Below are 19,201 nucleotides of genomic sequence, written 5' to 3' on the forward strand. Positions count from 1 at the left end.
TATGACAGATAAGCAGAAAAAAGTTTTATACCGTATTATTGCTACAGCACTGCTGTATGCGGTGCTGCTTGTAATGGAACACATCGTAAAGCCTGCCTTTATGGAACAGTGGTATGTGACACTGGTATTATTTTTGATTCCGTATTTTGTAATCGGCTGGGACATTATGTACAAAGCCGTGAGAAATATATCACACGGACAGGTATTTGATGAAAATTTCCTGATGCTGATTGCAACAATCGGCGCGTTTGTGGTCGGAGAATATTCCGAAGGTGTTGCGGTAATGCTGTTTTATCAGGTCGGTGAACTGTTCCAGAGTTATGCAGTCAACCGTTCCAGACAGTCTATTACGCAGTTAATGGACATTTGTCCGGAATATGCCAATTTGGAAGAAGACGGCAAAGTCAGTCAGGTTGACCCGGATGATGTAGAAGTCGGCAGTATTATTGTTGTAAAGCCGGGTGAGCGTGTGCCGCTTGACGGGATTGTCATCGAGGGTGAATCCATGGTGGATACTTCATCCCTGACCGGTGAATCCGTGCCGCGCCGGGTGGCAAAAGACAGTGAGATTATCAGTGGCTGTGTGAATGGCAGTGGGCTGTTGCGTGTAAAGACGACAAAAGAGTTTGATGATTCTACCGTTACAAGAATCCTTGAACTTGTTGAAAATGCAAGCAGTAAGAAGGCAAAGGCAGAAAACTTTATTACAAAGTTTGCAAAATATTATACGCCGGTCGTTGTAATCGGTGCGCTGCTTCTGGCAGTGATTCCGCCGATAATCTTTGGTGGAAATTTCTTTGACTGGTTACAGAGAGCCTGCATTTTTCTTGTAATTTCATGCCCGTGTGCCCTGGTTATTTCAGTGCCGCTTAGTTTCTTTGGCGGAATCGGTGCGGCATCTGCGTCCGGTATTTTAGTAAAGGGCGGAAATTATCTGGAAGTGGCAGCAGATTTGGATACGATTGTATTTGATAAGACCGGTACGTTGACAAAGGGTGAATTTGAGGTCAATGAACTGCTGACGGCAGACGGCGTGTCCGAGGCGGAACTGCTTGAAGCTGCCGCATATGCGGAAAATTTTTCAGACCATCCGATTGCTGCTTCCATTAAGCGTGCATTTGCAAAGGAAGGAAATGAAATTGCCGCAGAACGTATTTCTGATGTAAAGGAAGTGGCAGGTCACGGTATCCGCATCCTGCTTGACGGTGCAGAAGTATTTGCGGGAAATGAAAAGCTGTTAAGTGACAACAGCATTGCGGCAGTACCGACTGAAAAGCCGGGAACGGTTGTTTATGTGGCAAAGAGCGGCAGCTATATGGGCTGTGTCATTATTTCAGATACGATTAAGCCGGAAGCAAGGCAGGCAATTAAGAGCTTAAAGCAGGCAGGTGTAAAGCAGACGGTTATGCTTACGGGCGACCGCAAAAAAGCGGGCGAAGCCGTTGCAAAGGAACTTGGAATCGATACGGTTTATACCCAGCTTTTACCGGCAGATAAGGTGGCAAAGGTTGAGGAACTGTTAGCACAACACACGGATGGAAAAGGCAAGGTTGCCTTTGTCGGTGACGGTATTAACGATGCGCCGGTGCTTTCCAGAGCGGATATTGGTATTGCAATGGGCAGTATGGGTTCCGATGCGGCGATTGAAGCGGCGGATATTGTGCTTATGGACGATGACACCACAAAGATTGCCAAGGTTGTAACAATCGCAAGAAAGACCCTTGTGATTGTAAGACAGAACATTGTATTTGCGCTGGCAGTTAAGGCATTTATCCTGATTCTCGGTGCATTCGGACTTGCCAATATGTGGGAAGCGGTATTTGCAGATGTCGGTGTATCTGTGATTGCGATTTTAAATGCGATGCGTATGCTGCGTGTAAAATAAAGCTTTCATTAAGCTTCAATTAAACTTTAATAAAGTTTGTGTTCTTTTCCATACATCTATTGCACAACGAAAGAAAGTGTATTATAGTGTAACCTCGAACAGGAAAAATGGAGGAAAAGAACAATGAGAAATTTTAAGAAGCTTGCACTTGTTGGTGCATTTGCAGTAGTAACAGCATTTTCCGTAACAGCATGCGGTTCATCAAACGGCACTACACAGGAAGCAACAACTGTTGACAGCCAGGCAGAACAGGACAGCAAGAGAGCAGCTTACAGAGAAGAACAGTCAAGACTTGCAGAGTCTAAGGCAGCAGCTGCTGCAGAAGCAGAAGGCACAGCAACAGAAGCTGCAAAGTAATATAAATAAAATCGGCGGACAGCCGGAACAGGGGACAGTCCTGCGCAGTGGCGTGGGGCTGTCCCTTGTTGTATTATAGAGATATATTTAGTGAAAAATATTACAGATGAAAAGAGATTTTTGAAATAATGGTGGTAATTATAATATTGTCTAAAAATATAGAATGAAAATATTAATAGTTTGACAAAAATAAGACGTAATGATATAGTTATAATAAAGAATTAATTTGTAATGATAATCTTAATCTATACAATTTTAATAATTACGTTAAATTATAGAGTTTAAGGTTATTTATTTTAGGAGGGGGGGTGAAAGAGAAAATTATGCATGAGGCACTTGCAGACTAACGAATTGATTGAAAGAACAGGGGGTACTAATTATGAAAAGATTATTAGCAGTAGTTTTAGTTTGTAGTTTAGTGTTGTCGATGTCCACAATATCGGTTAAAGCTGATGATAATGTTGAACAGAAAGCAATGCAAATTTATCAGGAAATGCTTGAGGAGAGTGGATTGATAACATCAAATCAAAGCATTGTGTTAAAGGACAGCCAAGAAGCACAATACGGTATTAATACCTACGTAGCAGATAGTGAGGAACAAGCATTTTCTAATATAGTGGCATACATTGAAGAGGACGGGATTTTAGAAGATGCTTATTCGGTTATTTATAGGAGTGTAGCAACAGGGAAAACAGCCGAATTATCAAATTCAAGCATAATGGGATTTACACTTACCGTTTATTATGATTATTATTATCCACAAGATAATGGTTACACAGACCCATATTACAGACACGGGGCGTTAGAGGTTCAAGCGAGTATGAATCCAATGATATCCAGTGTGGGTGATTTTAATTGCGTATACTTGTCACGGGGAGTAGAAACCAATTCTGAAGGAAACTGGTCAGGAGATTTTGTTTCGTGTGAATCAAGGGTGAGTGCGGATACTTTGCATAAAAAAGATTACTATTATGTTCGTTCAGGAGATTGTGGGAATCCATATCTTTGGAAATTTGGAAGTACAGTGGAAAATGGATGCGCATTTTCAGGAATAGCATACAGTTTTTCTTTTGGTGGAAGAACATATAGTGATACAATGGTAATTTTGTACGATACAACTCAGGATTTTTTTGATTTTACGGATTTTGACTGGGGGATTTAATTAAAATGAGTTACATAGGTACTGTATAAAATATGTTTTGGTATGATAAGATGTTTTATACAGTACCGTCTAAGGTGCACGTTAAGACAGGGGGTAATAAAAATGAAAAAAAAAATTGGTTTGGCAGTGATATCAATACTCATTTGCGGTTTTGCTTTTGCCGGTTGTGCAGGAAAGAATGATACAGATGTGGCAAAAACTTCGCAGACAGAAAACACACAGACAGCGTATCAATGGGATACAACATTGAAAGGAAGTCTGTTTATCAGTGATAATCAATTTGGATATAAAGGTTATTCAAAGAATGTAAAATATTCGGAAATCTTTACGGAAGCAGATGATGTAAAGAAGAATACAACAGGTGCAAATAAGTACAGTGCGACGGTTCGTGAAGCACAGAAGTTTTCCGATTTTTCAACAGGAAATGTAGCTGAAAAATATATTTTTTCTACGGAAGATGATTTGTTAAATGCAGTTGTTGTTATCTTAACACCGGACAGTGGAGAAGCGTGGAGCAATTTTAATGAAAGGGCGGCAGAAGCATTTCAGACAGTTTTTGCGGGAAAAACGATTCAAAAACAGGAATCTACAGCAAAGGAAGACGGAATTGCAATTATGGGAAACTGGCAGGTAAAAGATGACAGTGGGAACAGTATTACGATAGAATTTGGCAGTGAAATAGATATTACGGTAAAGTTTAACTAAGCCGGAAAATAAGGGGACAGTCCTGCGCAGTGGCGTGGGGCTGTCCCTTGACTTTGCCTGTAAAAATATGGTACTATATACATTGTCTGCGGGTATGGCGGAATTGGCAGACGCGCCAGATTTAGGTTCTGGTGGGAGACCGTGCAGGTTCAAGTCCTGTTACCCGCATTAAAATAATAATCAGGTGTGATAAAGGCAGCGGTATCGAAATATAAAGATGCCGCTGTTTTGTTATTTTAAAAACTTATAAAAAGTTTATAGATTTATCCGGTAAAAAGTGGATTTTTGACTTGAAATATAGTAGTATATGTAATATAGTATTTAATACTATGTAATGCGGATTAGCATTACATGATATGAAGTTAATGTGATACACGGAAATGAGGATGAATTATGGAATATAAAATTATAGCAGACGGGGCATGTGATCTTTACGGTGAAAATGCAGATAAAATCGGAGTTCAGATTGTACCGTTTTATGTTGCGTTTGAGGAAAATGTATATAAAAAAGAGGGTGCGGAAATTGAAGTCCGCCACTTCTATAAAGAAATGGTAGAAAATCCGACGGTTTTCCCAAAGACATCCATGCCGTCCGTACAGGACTATGTAGATGTTTTTACACCGATTGTTAAAGCAGGCGAGGGCGTGCTTTGTATCTGTATTACCACGAAGTTCAGCGGCTCTTATAATTCAGCGGTCAATGCCAGAAATATGCTTTTGGAAGATTATCCGGATGCAAAGATTGAAGTGATTGATTCTACATTAAATACGGTTGAGGAAGGAATTTTTGTCAGGGAAGCTGCGCGGATGAAAGCGGCAGGACTTTCGCTGGAAGAAAGTGTGCAGGCACTGGAACGGATTAAATCAACCGGCAGAATTATCTTTACGGTAGGCAGTCTGGATTATCTGATTCACGGCGGAAGAATCGGCAAGGTGCTTGGCGGTGCGGTCAATATGCTCGGCATTAAGCCGATGATTGTCATGCAGGACGGCGAGATTTTCTCAAGCGGCATGGCAAGGGGCAGAAAGAAATCCATTGACAAACTGCTCGTGCAGATTAAAGAGCATTTTACGAAAAACAACATCAATGCCAATGATTATGAAATTGTGGTGGGTTACGGTTATGACTATGATGAAGCGGTGTCCTTCAGGGACAGACTGCTGGAATCCGTGAAAGAATATTCGGATATTACATCAATCGACATTTATCAGATAGGTGCAACAGTCGGCGTGCATACAGGACCGTATCCACTGGGTGTCGGACTGTTAAAGAAATATGATGCGTAAGGTAGAAAATGCATACCGATAACCGAAAGGCATATCGGGCAGAACGAACAAAACAGGCAGTGCCGCAGGAGAATTCTAAAAAGAAAAGTCCTGCGGCACTTTTTGTATAAAAGAAGACTGGACAACCATGCTTTCGGGTGCTATACTCACATTGCAAACAAATATATAACAAACAATGAAATATATAACACAAGGAGATTATTATGGAACTGGCGTTGATTACAGTGAAACAGGTGGTTGTTTTATTTATTTTGATTTTTGCGGGATTTGTCTGCGTAAAGACCAAAGCGGTTAAAATGGAAGGGAAAAAAGCATTTTCGGATTTACTCTTATATCTGATTGTACCGGCAATGGTTATCAATTCGTATATGATGGAATTTAATATTGACATTCTCCATAATCTCTTGAAAGCGTTTGAACTTAGTATTTTACTGCTGCTTATCGGACTTTTTATTACGCTGGCATTGACGGCAAAGCACAAAAGTCCCGATTTGCCGATTATGCGGTTTGCCTGCATTTTTTCCAATGCGGCATATATGGGATTTCCACTGATTCAGGCGCTGTTTGGCTCGGAAGGACTGCTTTATGCCAGCGCATTTGTGACGGTTTATAATATTTTACTGTGGACGGCCGGATACGGCATTGTCAGTAAAAAGGTTCGTGCAAAAGAGGTTTTGCGTACAATCTTTACCAATCCGGTGCTGATTTCAGTTGTGGCAGGACTGCTTATTTATCTGTGTCAGATTCCTGTGCCGGACATTATAAAACAGCCGGTCAGTCTGGTTGGCAATATGAATACACCGCTGTCGATGTTTATTACAGGCATGATTATTGCGGGAAGTGACGTAAAAGGACTGGTTTATAATAAAAATATATGGTATATTATTCTGGTGCGTCAGCTGGTGATTCCGGCGGTGTGCTTTGGCGTATTTTCGCTGTTTCATGTGACAGGCATGGCGGCGCAGGTGGTACTTTTGCTGGAAGCCTGCCCGAGCGCGGCGATTACGTCTGTGTTTGCAGTGCAGTTTGGGTATGATGAAAATCTGGCGGCAGGAGCAGTGGTTATCACTACATTTTTTAGTATCCTGACACTGCCGGTCTGCGCAATGCTGCTGACAGCTTAAATAAAAGGAAATGGAGATAGAAACAAGAGATGAAATCAAAATGGAAACTATTTTTTCCGTGCTATTTTGCATTTTTTGTAAATGGCGCGATGGTGCTTCTGGTAGGGGCAATTCTGCCATATCTGATTGAAGAAGCGGGTATCAGCTACAGTGTGGCGGGCGGACTGCTCTCCGCATTTGCAATCGGAAATCTGCTGGCAAGCTTTGTCAATCCTCCGCTTGCGGGTAAAATAGGCAGAAAGGCAACGATTGTGAGCATGTCGGCACTGATTCCGCTGATGTGGCTTATCATTACATGGATTCCGCCGGTGCCGGTATTATATGCGGCATTTGTACTGCTTGGTATTGGCAGGGGTTCGGTCAGCATTATCAACAATGCGGTTGTCAACGATAATTCGGATGGAAAACCGGCGGCGTTAAATCTTTTGCATATGACATTTGCAGTCGGTGCATTTTTATCGCCGTTTTTAACATCACTGTATATCGGTGCAGGCATGGGCTGGCGTGCGGTTGCGTACACGGTTGTTACAGGTTCGGCGCTTGCCTGCCTGTTTTATGCATTGATGGAGCTGGATTATAACTGGCCGAAGGAATCCAAAAAGGCACAGCAGGAAAATAAGGAGCAGTCGAAAGAAACATTTTATAAAAATCCTGTATTTTATATTATGGGATTTCTACTGTTTTTGTATCTGGGACTGGAAAACTGTGTCAACGGCTGGTTTGTAACGTATTTTAAGAGTATGGGCATTATGAGCAGTGCGTATGCGACAAATCTTGTATCTGTCACATGGATTATGGTAATGCTCGGAAGGCTGCTTACGGCAAAGCTTTCCACAAAAATTGATAAAAATAAGCTGATTTTTTCATATTGTATTGCTACAGCCGCATTTTTTATCCTGTTATTAGCGACACACAATCTTGCAGTCATTACCGTAGCGATTGCGGGACTCGGATTTTTCTTTGCGGGCATTTATCCGACCAGCGTATCCAGCGCCGGTGCGGTATTGAAAGGCTCAAACACAGGAATGTCCATGTTTCTTGCGATTGCAGCACTCGGCGGTATCGTAACACCGCAGATTGTCGGCGTGCTGGCAGATTCTTTTGGCATGACGGCGGCAATTTTGGTGCTGTTGTTTAATGCGGCAGGCATGTTTGTATTGTCATTGGTGAATTTAAAGGTAAACAGTAAAAGCAGACTGTTTTGATGACAGATGAGAAATCGCCTGCGCGAATTTCTCATCGTCACTTCGCGATATAAAATCACTCAGTATGGAGGGTATATGGAATATAAAATTGAAAATGAATTTTTAGAGGCGGTGGTTTGCAGTAAGGGCTGCGAACTGGTTTCCGTAAAGACCAAAAAGGACGGCGCAGAGCATATCTGGCAGGGGGATCCCGATGCGTGGAAGCGCCATGCGCCGGTGCTGTTTCCGTTGGTCGGAAAGTATAAGGACAACAAAACAGAATATCAGGGAAAGACGTATGAAATGTCCCAGCACGGTTTTGCACGGGATATGGAATTTGTACCGGTGTCAAAGACGAAAGATTCGATTGTGATGAATTTAACAGATACCAAGGAAACACTTGAAAAGTATCCGTTTCATTTTGAATTACAGTGCAGTTTTACGTTAAAGGGCAGCAGTATTGAAGCAGGATGGAAGGTCATCAATTCCGATGCGGAAACGATGTATTTCAGCATTGGCGGACATCCGGCATTTATTTGTGACGACAGACAGTCGATGGCAGGCTGTGAGGTGGTTTTTGGGACGAAAAAGCCGGCATTATCCTATAAGCTGTTAAATGAAGACGGTTTGGTGGAAAATGAAGCGCATGAAATGAAGCTGGATGAAAGCAAAGTCACCGTCACGGAAGACTTTTTTGACAAAGACGCATATATTTTTGAAAACAGCGGCTGTCGGGAAGTTTCAATTCAGGCAGACGGTAAAGCGGCTGTCACCGTGACCTTTGATGCGCCGGTATTCGGGCTGTGGTCGCCGGTCGGTAAAAAAGTGCCGTTTATCTGCATTGAGCCGTGGTACGGCAGAGCCGATGCGGCGGATTTTGACGGAAACCTTCAAAAACGTGCATGGCAGAATGAATTAGAACCGGGAAAAATTTTTGAAAAAGCGTATACAATCGCATTTTAAGTATATAATAAATACAAGGCAAAGGCAGAATTGTAAAGAAATATTTACGGTTCTGCCTTTTTTTTGTGCAAAATACACTAAAAACGGTCAAAATTTTTGCGGTTTTGGCTGATTGATTTTGACTGAATTTGACGGTATAATCAGATTAACAAAAGGAACAGTGAATGAACAATTAAAAAGGCAGCGCAGGACGTTTGCAGAATGGAGAAGAATATGATTTATACAGTGACGTTGAACCCTTCGCTGGATTATATCGTTTCTGTAGAGCATTTTAAACTGGGGCTGACAAACAGAACCGGTTTTGAACAGATTCTGCCGGGTGGCAAAGGCATTAATGTGTCAATTGTGTTAAAGAATCTCGGAATTGCCAGTACGGCACTGGGATTTACGGCAGGCTTTACAGGGGATGAAATTATCCGTGAACTGGAAAATACCGGAATTTCACAGGAGTTTATCCGGCTGGAGGAAGGCATTTCAAGAATTAATGTAAAGTTAAGGTCCATTGACGGAACGGAAATCAATGGCAGAGGCCCTGAGATTAAAAAGGAACGGTTAAAGGAACTGACGGACCGGCTGTGCCGGTTACAGCGGGGCGATGTATTATTTTTGTCCGGCAGCATTCCCGTATCGGTGCCGGAAAATATTTACAGCACGATTATGCAACAGTTGAAAGACAAAGGTGTGATGATTGTTGTTGATGCGACAAAAGATTTACTGATGAATGTACTTCCATATCACCCATTTTTAATTAAACCCAATAATCATGAATTAGGAGAAATATTTGGCGTAGAATTAAAGACAAGGCAGGAAGTTGTGCCATACGGAAAGAAACTTCAGGAACTTGGCGCGGAAAATGTACTGATATCCATGGCAGGAGAAGGGGCTGTACTGATTACAAAGCACGGTGCGGTTTACAAAAAGGAAGCACCGGAAGGAAAACTGGTAAACGGCGTTGGTGCAGGGGATTCTATGGTGGCAGGATTTATGGCAGGATGGCTTGAAAAACAGGATTATGAATATGCATTTCATATGGGGATGGCGGCAGGAAGCGCCAGTGCATTTTCAGAAAATCTGGCGACAAAAGCAGAAATTCAGGCAGTATATGAGCAGGTAACAAGGATAAATTTACAGGAACAGACAGGAGGGATTTTATGAGAATTACGGATTTACTTGATGCAAGAAGCATTTCCTTACAGGCAGCACCGGGGAATAAGGAAGAAGCACTCAATCAGGCAGTAGAACTGATGACACAGCGGGGAAATATTTCAGATAAAGCAGCATACCGCAGACAGGTTGGGGAACGTGAAAAGGAAAGTACAACGGGAATTGGTGAAGGCATTGCGATTCCACATGGGAAATGTGCAGCGGTATCTGCTCCGGGACTGGCAGCGATGGTGATTCCGGGCGGTGTGGATTTTGATTCGTTAGACGGAGAACCGGTTACACTACTGTTTTTGATAGCAGCACCCGATACAGAAGACAATATCCATCTGGATGTACTCGGTAAGCTGTCCATGCTGTTAATGGATGAAGAATTTACACAGCGGTTACGCGGTGCGGGCAGTGTAGAAGAATTTATAAAAATTATTGACGAAGCAGATGAAGAAAAAGCGGGAATTGAAGAACGGCTTGAAACAGCAGGAGAAACCAAAAAGAGCAGTGAAGGCGGCGTAAAGATTCTGGCAGTAACATCCTGCCCGACAGGAATTGCACATACGTACATGGCAGCAGAGGGGCTTGAAAAGGCGGCAAAAGGGAAAAACTGCACGATTAAAATCGAAACGCGGGGTTCGGGCGGTGCTAAAAATGTGCTGACAGAACAGGAAATCAAGGAAGCCGATTGTATTATCGTGGCGGCAGATGCCAAAGTGCCGATGACACGTTTTAACGGCAAAAAAGTGATTGAGTGTCCGGTATCAGACGGTATCAGTAAGGCAGATACATTAATTGACCGGGCAATAAAGGGGGACGTTTCCATATACCATACGGGGGAAGAAGAGCAGGATACAAAAAATGAAGCAAAAGGCGGGATTGCACATCAGATTTATACACAGTTAATGAACGGTGTATCACATATGCTTCCATTCGTAGTCGGTGGCGGAATCTTAATTGCCATTGCATTTTTAATTGATGGTCTGTGTGTGGATGTCGGTGCATTGACCGCAGAACAGCGTTCTAATTTCGGTACGATTACACAGGCGGCAGCACTGTTTAAAGGTATCGGTGGTGTTGCCTTCGGATTTATGCTTCCGGTGCTGGCAGGGTATATCGGCATGGCAATCGGGGACAGACCGGCACTGGCAGTCGGTTTTGTCGGCGGCATGATGGCGGCAAACGGAAAATCGGGATTCCTTGGCGCACTGGTTGCAGGCTTTGCGGCAGGATACATTATTCTGGGACTGAAAAAGCTTTGTGTGAAACTGCCGGAAACAATTGAAAAACTGACACCGGTATTGATTTATCCGGTAGCGGGTATTTTAATCATTGGACTGCTTATGCAGTTTATTGTAGAACCGGTGATGGGCGGCATTAATACCGGATTAAACAGTGCGTTAACCGGCATGAGCGGCACAAGCAAGATAGCACTCGGATTTATTCTTGGCGGCATGATGGCGGTTGATATGGGCGGACCGTTTAACAAAGCGGCATATGTATTTGGTACGGCCTCCATTATTGCAGGCAACTATGATATCATGGCGGCAGTTATGATTGGCGGTATGACACCGCCGTGTGCAATCGCACTGGCAACGATGTTGTTCCCGAACAAGTTTACAAAGCAGGAGCGGGAAGCAGGACCGACCAACTTTATTATGGGACTGGCATTTATTACCGAAGGTGCAATTCCTTATGCAGCATCCGACCCACTGCATGTCATACCGGCATGTGTCATTGGTTCGGGGATTGCAGGAGCAATGTCTATGGCATTCAAATGTACACTGATGGCACCGCACGGCGGCATCTTTGTCGTACCGGTAATCGGGAATCCGTGGATGTATCTGATTGCACTGGTTGTCGGAATGGCGGTTTCAACGGTGTTACTCGGAGTATTAAAGAAAAAGGTAAGATAAATGTGCCTACAGAAAAGAAAGGTGGTATATTATGAAAGAATTTCAGTACACAATTACAGATCCGGAAGGGATTCATGCAAGACCGGCAGGAGAGCTGGTTAAGGCGGCAAAGGCATTTACAAGCAGTATTAAGATTGTAAAAGACGGAAAAGAAGGCGACTGCAAAAAGATTTTTACGGTTATGGCACTGGCAGTAAAAAAAGATAATGAAGTGACAATCCGTATTGAAGGTGAAGACGAAGATGCCGCATTTACGGCAATGGAAAAATTCATGAAAGAAATACTTTGATTTAAAGTGTGCGGATTAAGGAGGTGCGGCGATGCGTGTATATAGTGGAAAAAGTGTTTTTGGCGGCATTGCAATCGGAACGATACAGGTTTATAAAAAAGGGGAGCAGCAGGTCAAAAGAAGAAAGATTGAAGATGTTCCCGCAGAAATCAGACGGTATCGCACGGCAAAGCAGACAGCGTTAGAACAGCTTCAGAATCTGTATGACAAAGCGTTAAAAGAAGTCGGGGAAGCCAATGCGGCAATTTTTGAAATCCATCAGATGATGTTAGAAGATGACGACTACAATGAATCTGTAGAAAATATCATTGAAACGCAGAGGGTCAATGCAGAATATGCCGTCGCCGTAACCGAAGATAACTTTGCGCAGATGTTTGCTTCCATGGAAGATGAATATATGCGTGGAAGGGCGGCTGACGTGCGGGACATTTCCGAGCGGCTGGTATCGGTGTTGAGCGGAAACGCAGGCGGCGGTGTGCAGACCGAAGAACCGGTCATTATTGCGGCACAGGACCTTGCACCGTCAGAAACCGTGCAGATGGATAAGCAGAAGGTGCTTTCCTTTGTGACAATAGACGGTTCTATGAATTCCCATACGGCGATTCTTGCAAGAACCATGGGAATCCCGGCACTTGTCGGTGCATCAGTTCCGCTTGACGATACGATTGATGGCAGGCTTGGCATCGTAGACGGAGTCAGCGGCGTGCTTTATGTAGAGCCGGATGAGGAAACACTGGCGCAGATGAAAGAAAAGCAGGCACAGCAGGAAGAACAGAAGCGGCTTCTTGAATTATTAAAAGGCAGGGAAAATAAGACGTTAGACGGAAAGACCATACAGCTGTATGCCAATATCGGAAACAGCAAAGATCTGGCGGCTGTGCTTCAAAATGATGCAGGGGGTATTGGATTATTCCGCAGTGAATTTATCTATCTGGAGCGGGAAGATTTTCCGACGGAGGAAGAACAATTTCAGATTTATAAGACGGTTGTGCAGACAATGGCAGGAAAACGTGTTATTATTAGAACACTGGATATCGGCGCAGATAAACAATGTGAATATTTTCACATGGATAAAGAGGACAATCCGGCAATGGGGTGCCGCGCAATCCGCATCTGTCTGACACGTCCGGAAATTTTTAAAACACAGCTGCGGGCATTGTTTCGGGCAAGCGCCTTTGGAAAACTGGCAATTATGTATCCGATGATTACCAGTGTGAAAGAAGTGCGGGCAGTTAAACAGATTGTTTCAGAGGTAAAAGAAGAATTAGACCGGCAGGGTATTGAATACAACACACCGGAGCAGGGCATCATGATTGAAACTCCGGCGGCAGTTATGATTAGTGATGAGCTGGCAAAAGAAGTTGATTTTTTTAGTATCGGAACGAATGACCTGACACAGTATACACTGGCAATTGACCGTCAGAATACAAAACTGGAAGCATTTTACGATGCACATCATCCGGCAGTTTTAAAGATGATTGAAATGACGATTGCCAATGCACATAAGGCAGGAATCTGGGCGGGTATCTGCGGCGAACTGGGAGCAGATACACAGCTTACGAAAGAATTTCTTGCAATGGGAGTTGATGAACTCTCTGTTTCACCGGCAAAAATTCTGCCGGTGAGAAAGGTTATTCTGGAAACAGATGTAGAAGCATACCGCAGAAGAAAGCAGGAGTAGTCATGTTGACAGAACAGCGTTATGAAATGATATTAAATCTGCTGGAAGAAAACAAAAGTGTTACCGTAACACAGATTAAGGAACTGCTTCATATTTCAGAGTCTACGGCACGCCGGGACATTACGGCACTGCATCAGGCAGGAAAGCTGATAAAGGTTTTCGGTGGCGCAGTGGCGCTGGAGGGTGAAGTGATTTCAAGGGAACCAACCGTACAGCAGAAGGAAAATGTAAACAAAGAACAGAAAATACGCATTGCAAAGTATGCGGCATCGCTGATTGAGCCGGATGATTTTGTGTTTATTGATGCGGGAACAACCACGGCATATATGATTGACTATATTACACAGAGAAATGCCACGTATGTGACCAATGCAGTATTACATGCGAGAAGACTTGCCGCGGCGGGATTCCGTGTGTTTTTAACCGGCGGCGAGTTAAAGGGCAGTACGGAGGCACTGATTGGAACGGAAGCAGTCGGAGCATTACAGCGGTATCATTTTGTCAAAGGCTTTTTCGGTGTAAACGGTATCACCTTAAAATGCGGCTTTACGACACCGGATATTCATGAAGCATCGGTGAAGAAAGCAGCGGTGGCACAGTGCCGTAAATGCTACATACTGGCAGATTCGGAAAAATTCAACCGTGTCAGTCCGGTGACCTTTGCACCGTTTTACGGTGCAAAGATTATAACGGACAGCATTCCAATGGAATATGCGGAGTATAAAAACATTGTAAAATGCGGGTAAAGCCGAAGAATCTTAAATAAAAATATCTTCCGGAATCAGAATATAAAGCTGGTTCCGGAAATTTTTTTATAAATGAATTGTATGCAATTGAGAACTGTACAAAAACGTACCGGATGTTGTATGATAAAAGCAGTTTGTTACAGAAAACAACGCAGTCAAAAACGGCAGAGAGAGAGGTCATCATGAGCAGATATACAAAAAATGATATTTTCAGAATGGTAGAGGAAGAAGACGTTGAGTTTATCCGTTTACAGTTTACGGATATTTTCGGCGTGTTAAAAAATATTGCAATTACGTCCAGCCAGCTTGAACGTGCATTAAATAACCAGTGTATGTTTGACGGCTCGGCAGTGGAAGGCTTTGTGCGGATTGAAGAATCTGATATGTATTTGTATCCTGATTATGACACATTTGAAATCTTTCCGTGGCGTCCGCAGCAGGGAAAGGTCGCAAGACTGATTTGCGATGTCTATACGGTGGACGGAAAGCCGTTTCAGGGTGACCCGCGAAACGTTTTAAAGAGAGCAATTCAGGAAGCTGCTGATATGGGTTATGTCTTTGATGTCGGACCGGAATGTGAATTTTTCTTATTCCATACTGATGATAATGGACTGCCGACAACGCTGACCCATGAAAAGGGTGGTTATTTTGATTTAGGTCCGATTGATTTGGGTGAAAATGTAAGACGTGATATGATTCTGACACTTGAAGATATGGGCTTTGAAATCGAAGCTTCCCACCACGAGGTTGCGCCGGCACAGCACGAGATTGACTTCCGCTATGATGAAGCGTTAATTACGGCGGATAACATTATGACCTTTAAACTGACGGTCAAGACGATTGCTAAAAGACACGGTCTGTATGCAACCTTTATGCCAAAACCGAAATACGGCATCAACGGTTCGGGCATGCATGTCAATATGTCCCTTGCAACATTGGACGGCAGAAATATTTTTACAGATGAAAATGATGAACGCGGACTCTCGGAAGATGCGTATCATTTTATTGCGGGACTGATGGCGCATGCAAAGGGCATGACGGCAATTACCAATCCATTGGTCAATTCTTATAAAAGACTGGTACCTGGCCACGAAGCGCCGGTTTATATCGCATGGTCGTCTGTTAATAGAAGTCCGTTAATCCGTATCCCTGCAGGCAGGGGCGAAACAACCCGTGTGGAATTAAGAAGTCCGGATCCGGCAGCCAATCCGTATCTTGTACTGGCGGCATGTCTTTCGGCAGGCTTGGACGGTATTAAAAGAAAGCTTACCGTGCCGGACAGCGTAGACTGCAATATTTTTGAGATGACACAGGAGGAACGTGATAAGGCAGGCATTGAAAAGCTGCCGGAAAATCTTTACGAAGCTATACAGTGCATGCAGGAAGATAAAGTCATCTGTGATGTTTTAGGAGAACACATTGTATCCAAATACGTCGAAGCCAAGTTAAAAGAGTGGAATGATTACCGCACCCGGGTTTCCCAGTGGGAATTAGATGAATACCTGTACAAGTTCTAAGCAGGAATAAAGACAGCCAATACAGTAAAAACGGAGGAAAGGAAAATGGCAACACTGATTGTAGCATTTCCTAAGTTAGAAGAAGCAAAAGCTGTCAGAAATCTGCTGGTCAGGAGAGGTTATGAAGTCGCTTTGGCATGTACATCAGGGGCACAGGCAATCAATATGGCGGACCGCCTGTCAGACGGAATTATTATCTGTGGATATAAGCTTTCAGATAATATGTTGTATTCCGAACTGTATGAGTATAAGCCGAAAAGCTTTGAAATGCTGCTTGTGGCATCGAAAAATCTGTGGGATGACTGCCAGGACAATGACATTGTCTGTGCGGCAATGCCGATCAAAGTCAATGACCTGATAAATACAATAGAAATGATGCTGCAGGTACAGGTGCGCAGGCGGAAAAAGAAACGCATGCAGCCGAAACGCCGCAGCCCGCAGGAGCAGAAGGTAATTGACGATGCAAAAGCAATCCTGATGGAAAAGAACAATATGACAGAACCGGAGGCATTCCGCTATATTCAGAAATGTAGTATGGACAGCGGAAACACAATGGTAGAATCCGCTTCAATGGTAATAGGAATTTATTCAGAATAAATATATCAGAAATGTGGAGAAGTGTGAACAAGCCATAAATCTAAGCTTGTTCACAGGGAGATTTGTTTCTGAGCGAAAACAAATCTCCCTGATTGCAGATGAGAAACCGCCTGCGCGAATTTCTCATCGCAGCTTCGCGGCAAAGTCGCTCAGAAATGAGGAGTAGTATGAAATTTACAAAAATGCAGGGAGCAGGAAATGATTATGTCTATGTGGACTGTACCCAAAATGAATTAAAAAACGCGTCAGAAGTGGCAGTTGCGGTCAGTGACAGACATTTCGGAATCGGTTCGGACGGACTGATTCTGATAAAAAAATCCGACAAAGCAGATTTCTTTATGGAAATGTATAACGCAGACGGTTCACAGGGCAGCATGTGCGGCAACGGTATCCGCTGTGTCGGCAAATATGTATACGACAACGGACTGACAGACAAGGCGGAAATTACCGTGGAAACGTTATCCGGTATTAAGACATTACAGCTTTATCCGGGTAGTGACGGCAAAGTAAAGACGGTCAGGGTCAATATGGGTGCGCCGATGTTACAGCCGGAACAGATTCCGGCAGACATTCATGCTTTTAAAAATGCAGAAACCCTTAAAAATGTGGACAAGCTTGTTGCACAGCCAATCAGCGTAGACGGAAAAGACTACGAAGTGACCTGTGTATCCATGGGAAATCCGCATGCAATTGTTTATTTAGACAAAAATGTGGATTTAAAAGCATTTGAACTGGAAAAAATCGGTCCGATGTTTGAAAATCATCCGGCATTTCCGGACAGGGTAAATACTGAATTTATTCAGGTGTGCGACAGTGAAAACTTAAATATGCGTGTGTGGGAGCGCGGCTCCGGCGAAACGTTTGCCTGCGGCACAGGTGCGTGTGCAAGCCTTGTGGCAACCGTGTTAAACGGCTTGTGTGATGATACTGCTACACTGCATTTGTTAGGCGGCGATTTAAAAATTACATGGGATAAGAAAGAAAATACCGTATATATGGAAGGACCGGCAGAAACGGTATTTACGGGAGAATGGCAGTTAAAGGAGGAAAATTAAAATGATGGCAGAACAGAATATGCAGGAATTTATTGAAGTGCTTTCCTCTAAGGCAGCAGTACCGGGTGGCGGCGGCGCATGTGCATATGTGGCGGCAGCAGGTATGGCACTTGGCGCAATGGTTGCCAATCTGACAACCGGCAAGAAAAAGTATGCGCAGTATCAGGAAGAAATCGAAGAACTCTTATCAAAGGCGGAACAGCTTTCTAAAGAATTGATGACATATATGGATAAGGATGCCGAAAGCTTTGAACCGCTTTCAAAAGCTTATGGACTTCCAAAAGACACAAAAGAACAGCAGGAATATAAAGAAACGGTTATGGAAAAGGCATTAAAAGAAGCGAGCCTGACCCCGGTTGCCTTAATGGAAAAGATATTGGATGCATTAAAAATCCTAGAACGGTTGTCCGTTGTGGGAAGCCGTCTTGCCATCAGTGATGTCGGCGCAGGTGTACAGCTTTGCAAGGCTGCATTAAACGGCGCTTCTTTAAATGTATTTATCAATACAAAGCTGATGAAAGATACAGAAACGGCAGAAGAATTAAACACAAGAACTGATGCACTGTTAATTGAAGGCAATGAACTGGCAGACAGAATTTATGAAGAAGTCGTGGATGCGATAAGATAATTGGATTTGCAGGCGGTACAACAGAAATGTAGGGATAAAGTATTGCCTATGGATACGGAACTAAAAAAAGGTTTGGAAAAGAGGAAACATGGAATTATTAAAGGGAATAGATGTTGCAAATGCAATCAATGAAAAATTAATCAAAGAAAGTGCGGATATGGGCGGCAGAGTACCGAAGCTTGCCATCATCCGTGTCGGTGAGCGTCCGGATGATATGTCTTATGAGCGCGGTGCAACAAAGAAAATGGAAAAGGTAGGTTTTGCCTGTGAATCCTTCGTTTTCCCGGAAACCATCGAAAATGAAGCCTTTCAGAAAGAATTTGACACAATTAATGATAACCCTGAGATTGACGGTATTTTACTGCTTCGTCCGCTTCCAAAACACTTAGATGAAGAAGCGGTGGTGGGCAGAATTTCCCCGGAAAAGGATTTAGACGGCATTTCCCCGGTCAATTTAGCCAAGGTTTTTGCAGGGGATAAGACAGGCTTTGCACCGTGTACGGCAGAGGCAGTTGTTGAAATGCTGGATTTTGCGGGAATTGATGTCACAGGGAAAAGAGTCACGGTTGTCGGCAGAAGCCTTGTAATCGGGAAACCGGTATCCATGCTGTTATTAAAAAAGAATGCAACTGTGACAATCTGCCATACAAAGACAAAGGATATGAAAGAAGAATGCCGCAGGGCAGACATTTTAGTAGCGGCGGCAGGTGTCGCAAAGATGATTACCGCAGAGTATGTCGGCAAAGGTGCCGTTGTGATTGATGTGGGTATTAATGTGGATAACAACGGAAAATTATGCGGTGATGTGGATACAGACGGTATTTCTTCGCTTGCATCCGTGGCAACACCGGTTCCGGGCGGGGTAGGTTCGGTTACAACATCGGTGCTTGCAAAGCATTTGTTACAGGCAGCAAAAGAAAACAGATAAAAATTACAAAAAGTGAAAGGTTATG

18 protein-coding genes and 1 tRNA gene are annotated in these 19,201 nt (G+C 43.4%); all 19 read left to right on the forward strand.

Translation table 11 applies throughout. From position 1 onward, the window contains the following. Window position 1 precedes the first annotated feature (1 nt). The 19 genes from LI288_RS00220 to LI288_RS00310 all read left to right on the forward strand — a co-directional run bounded on the left by LI288_RS00220 (window position 2) and on the right by LI288_RS00310 (window position 19,176). Window positions 2–1,885: a heavy metal translocating P-type ATPase gene (locus LI288_RS00220; RefSeq protein WP_227089057.1), complete on the forward strand. Its 1,884-nt coding sequence runs from the start codon at window positions 2–4 to the stop codon at window positions 1,883–1,885. Between the two features lie 123 nt (window positions 1,886–2,008). Next, the gene (locus tag LI288_RS00225; protein WP_227089058.1) at window positions 2,009–2,242 is read left to right on the forward strand and encodes a hypothetical protein; all 234 of its coding nucleotides are present in this window, start codon (window positions 2,009–2,011) and stop codon (window positions 2,240–2,242) included. A gap of 379 nt (window positions 2,243–2,621) precedes the next feature. Next, window positions 2,622–3,404, forward strand: a complete 783-nt coding sequence (locus LI288_RS00230; RefSeq protein ID WP_227089059.1) for a hypothetical protein — start codon at window positions 2,622–2,624, stop codon at window positions 3,402–3,404. A gap of 102 nt (window positions 3,405–3,506) precedes the next feature. After that, on the forward strand, window positions 3,507–4,109 hold the full coding sequence (locus LI288_RS00235; RefSeq protein ID WP_227089060.1) for a hypothetical protein: 603 nt from the start codon (window positions 3,507–3,509) through the stop codon (window positions 4,107–4,109). Between the two features lie 88 nt (window positions 4,110–4,197). After that, window positions 4,198–4,277, forward strand: a tRNA-Leu gene (locus LI288_RS00240). A 225-nt stretch (window positions 4,278–4,502) separates the two neighbouring features. Then, window positions 4,503–5,396, forward strand: a complete 894-nt coding sequence (locus LI288_RS00245) for a DegV family protein (protein WP_227089061.1) — start codon at window positions 4,503–4,505, stop codon at window positions 5,394–5,396. A gap of 203 nt (window positions 5,397–5,599) precedes the next feature. Further along, a complete protein-coding gene (locus LI288_RS00250) occupies window positions 5,600–6,520 on the forward strand; it encodes an AEC family transporter (protein WP_022431452.1) in 921 nt (306 codons plus the stop codon). 29 nt (window positions 6,521–6,549) lie between these two features. Next, window positions 6,550–7,725, forward strand: coding sequence for an MFS transporter (locus tag LI288_RS00255; RefSeq protein WP_022431453.1), 1,176 nt, complete (start codon window positions 6,550–6,552; stop codon window positions 7,723–7,725). A gap of 75 nt (window positions 7,726–7,800) precedes the next feature. Continuing rightward, the gene (locus LI288_RS00260; protein ID WP_227089062.1) at window positions 7,801–8,667 is read left to right on the forward strand and encodes an aldose 1-epimerase family protein; all 867 of its coding nucleotides are present in this window, start codon (window positions 7,801–7,803) and stop codon (window positions 8,665–8,667) included. A gap of 213 nt (window positions 8,668–8,880) precedes the next feature. Further along, entirely contained in the window at window positions 8,881–9,822 is a 942-nt protein-coding gene (pfkB, locus tag LI288_RS00265) for a 1-phosphofructokinase (RefSeq protein WP_227089063.1), read from the forward strand. Next, window positions 9,819–11,735 (forward strand): PTS fructose transporter subunit IIABC, encoded by a 1,917-nt coding sequence (locus tag LI288_RS00270; RefSeq protein ID WP_227089064.1) that lies wholly within the window; start codon window positions 9,819–9,821, stop codon window positions 11,733–11,735. Before pfkB ends, LI288_RS00270 begins: the two co-directional genes overlap by 4 nt. Before the next feature lie 31 nt (window positions 11,736–11,766). Continuing rightward, the gene (locus LI288_RS00275) at window positions 11,767–12,024 is read left to right on the forward strand and encodes an HPr family phosphocarrier protein (protein ID WP_227089065.1); all 258 of its coding nucleotides are present in this window, start codon (window positions 11,767–11,769) and stop codon (window positions 12,022–12,024) included. Between the two features lie 31 nt (window positions 12,025–12,055). Then, complete coding sequence (gene ptsP / locus LI288_RS00280; protein ID WP_022431458.1) at window positions 12,056–13,705, forward strand: phosphoenolpyruvate--protein phosphotransferase; 1,650 nt, start codon at window positions 12,056–12,058, stop codon at window positions 13,703–13,705. Between the two features lie 2 nt (window positions 13,706–13,707). After that, window positions 13,708–14,451: a DeoR/GlpR family DNA-binding transcription regulator gene (locus LI288_RS00285; RefSeq protein WP_022431459.1), complete on the forward strand. Its 744-nt coding sequence runs from the start codon at window positions 13,708–13,710 to the stop codon at window positions 14,449–14,451. 182 nt (window positions 14,452–14,633) lie between these two features. Further along, the gene (locus tag LI288_RS00290; protein ID WP_227089066.1) at window positions 14,634–15,968 is read left to right on the forward strand and encodes a glutamine synthetase family protein; all 1,335 of its coding nucleotides are present in this window, start codon (window positions 14,634–14,636) and stop codon (window positions 15,966–15,968) included. 45 nt (window positions 15,969–16,013) lie between these two features. Further along, a complete protein-coding gene (locus tag LI288_RS00295; RefSeq protein WP_227089067.1) occupies window positions 16,014–16,565 on the forward strand; it encodes an ANTAR domain-containing response regulator in 552 nt (183 codons plus the stop codon). A 167-nt stretch (window positions 16,566–16,732) separates the two neighbouring features. Next, window positions 16,733–17,620: a diaminopimelate epimerase gene (dapF, locus tag LI288_RS00300; protein ID WP_227089068.1), complete on the forward strand. Its 888-nt coding sequence runs from the start codon at window positions 16,733–16,735 to the stop codon at window positions 17,618–17,620. A gap of 1 nt (window position 17,621) precedes the next feature. Continuing rightward, complete coding sequence (locus tag LI288_RS00305; RefSeq protein WP_227089069.1) at window positions 17,622–18,248, forward strand: cyclodeaminase/cyclohydrolase family protein; 627 nt, start codon at window positions 17,622–17,624, stop codon at window positions 18,246–18,248. Window positions 18,249–18,336: 88 nt separating this feature from the next. Then, window positions 18,337–19,176 (forward strand): bifunctional 5,10-methylenetetrahydrofolate dehydrogenase/5,10-methenyltetrahydrofolate cyclohydrolase, encoded by an 840-nt coding sequence (locus LI288_RS00310; RefSeq protein WP_227089070.1) that lies wholly within the window; start codon window positions 18,337–18,339, stop codon window positions 19,174–19,176. Window positions 19,177–19,201: the final 25 nt, after the last annotated feature.

Origin of the sequence: Lachnospira pectinoschiza (assembly GCF_020564355.1) — a bacterium.
GTDB lineage: Bacteria > Bacillota > Clostridia > Lachnospirales > Lachnospiraceae > Lachnospira > Lachnospira intestinalis.

What these genes read in the sequence shown, in the direction of transcription:
- pfkB (WP_227089063.1), top strand. Translation starts at nt 8,881, where the DNA reads ATGATTTATACAGTGACGTTGAACCCTTCGCTGGATTATATCGTTTCT.
- LI288_RS00220 (WP_227089057.1), top strand. Translation starts at nt 2, where the DNA reads ATGACAGATAAGCAGAAAAAAGTTTTATACCGTATTATTGCTACAGCA.
- LI288_RS00250 (WP_022431452.1), top strand. Translation starts at nt 5,600, where the DNA reads ATGGAACTGGCGTTGATTACAGTGAAACAGGTGGTTGTTTTATTTATT.
- dapF (WP_227089068.1), top strand. Translation starts at nt 16,733, where the DNA reads ATGAAATTTACAAAAATGCAGGGAGCAGGAAATGATTATGTCTATGTG.
- LI288_RS00255 (WP_022431453.1), top strand. Translation starts at nt 6,550, where the DNA reads ATGAAATCAAAATGGAAACTATTTTTTCCGTGCTATTTTGCATTTTTT.
- LI288_RS00260 (WP_227089062.1), top strand. Translation starts at nt 7,801, where the DNA reads ATGGAATATAAAATTGAAAATGAATTTTTAGAGGCGGTGGTTTGCAGT.
- LI288_RS00295 (WP_227089067.1), top strand. Translation starts at nt 16,014, where the DNA reads ATGGCAACACTGATTGTAGCATTTCCTAAGTTAGAAGAAGCAAAAGCT.
- LI288_RS00270 (WP_227089064.1), top strand. Translation starts at nt 9,819, where the DNA reads ATGAGAATTACGGATTTACTTGATGCAAGAAGCATTTCCTTACAGGCA.
- LI288_RS00310 (WP_227089070.1), top strand. Translation starts at nt 18,337, where the DNA reads ATGGAATTATTAAAGGGAATAGATGTTGCAAATGCAATCAATGAAAAA.
- LI288_RS00235 (WP_227089060.1), top strand. Translation starts at nt 3,507, where the DNA reads ATGAAAAAAAAAATTGGTTTGGCAGTGATATCAATACTCATTTGCGGT.
- LI288_RS00225 (WP_227089058.1), top strand. Translation starts at nt 2,009, where the DNA reads ATGAGAAATTTTAAGAAGCTTGCACTTGTTGGTGCATTTGCAGTAGTA.
- LI288_RS00245 (WP_227089061.1), top strand. Translation starts at nt 4,503, where the DNA reads ATGGAATATAAAATTATAGCAGACGGGGCATGTGATCTTTACGGTGAA.
- LI288_RS00290 (WP_227089066.1), top strand. Translation starts at nt 14,634, where the DNA reads ATGAGCAGATATACAAAAAATGATATTTTCAGAATGGTAGAGGAAGAA.
- LI288_RS00275 (WP_227089065.1), top strand. Translation starts at nt 11,767, where the DNA reads ATGAAAGAATTTCAGTACACAATTACAGATCCGGAAGGGATTCATGCA.
- LI288_RS00285 (WP_022431459.1), top strand. Translation starts at nt 13,708, where the DNA reads ATGTTGACAGAACAGCGTTATGAAATGATATTAAATCTGCTGGAAGAA.
- LI288_RS00230 (WP_227089059.1), top strand. Translation starts at nt 2,622, where the DNA reads ATGAAAAGATTATTAGCAGTAGTTTTAGTTTGTAGTTTAGTGTTGTCG.
- LI288_RS00305 (WP_227089069.1), top strand. Translation starts at nt 17,622, where the DNA reads ATGATGGCAGAACAGAATATGCAGGAATTTATTGAAGTGCTTTCCTCT.
- ptsP (WP_022431458.1), top strand. Translation starts at nt 12,056, where the DNA reads ATGCGTGTATATAGTGGAAAAAGTGTTTTTGGCGGCATTGCAATCGGA.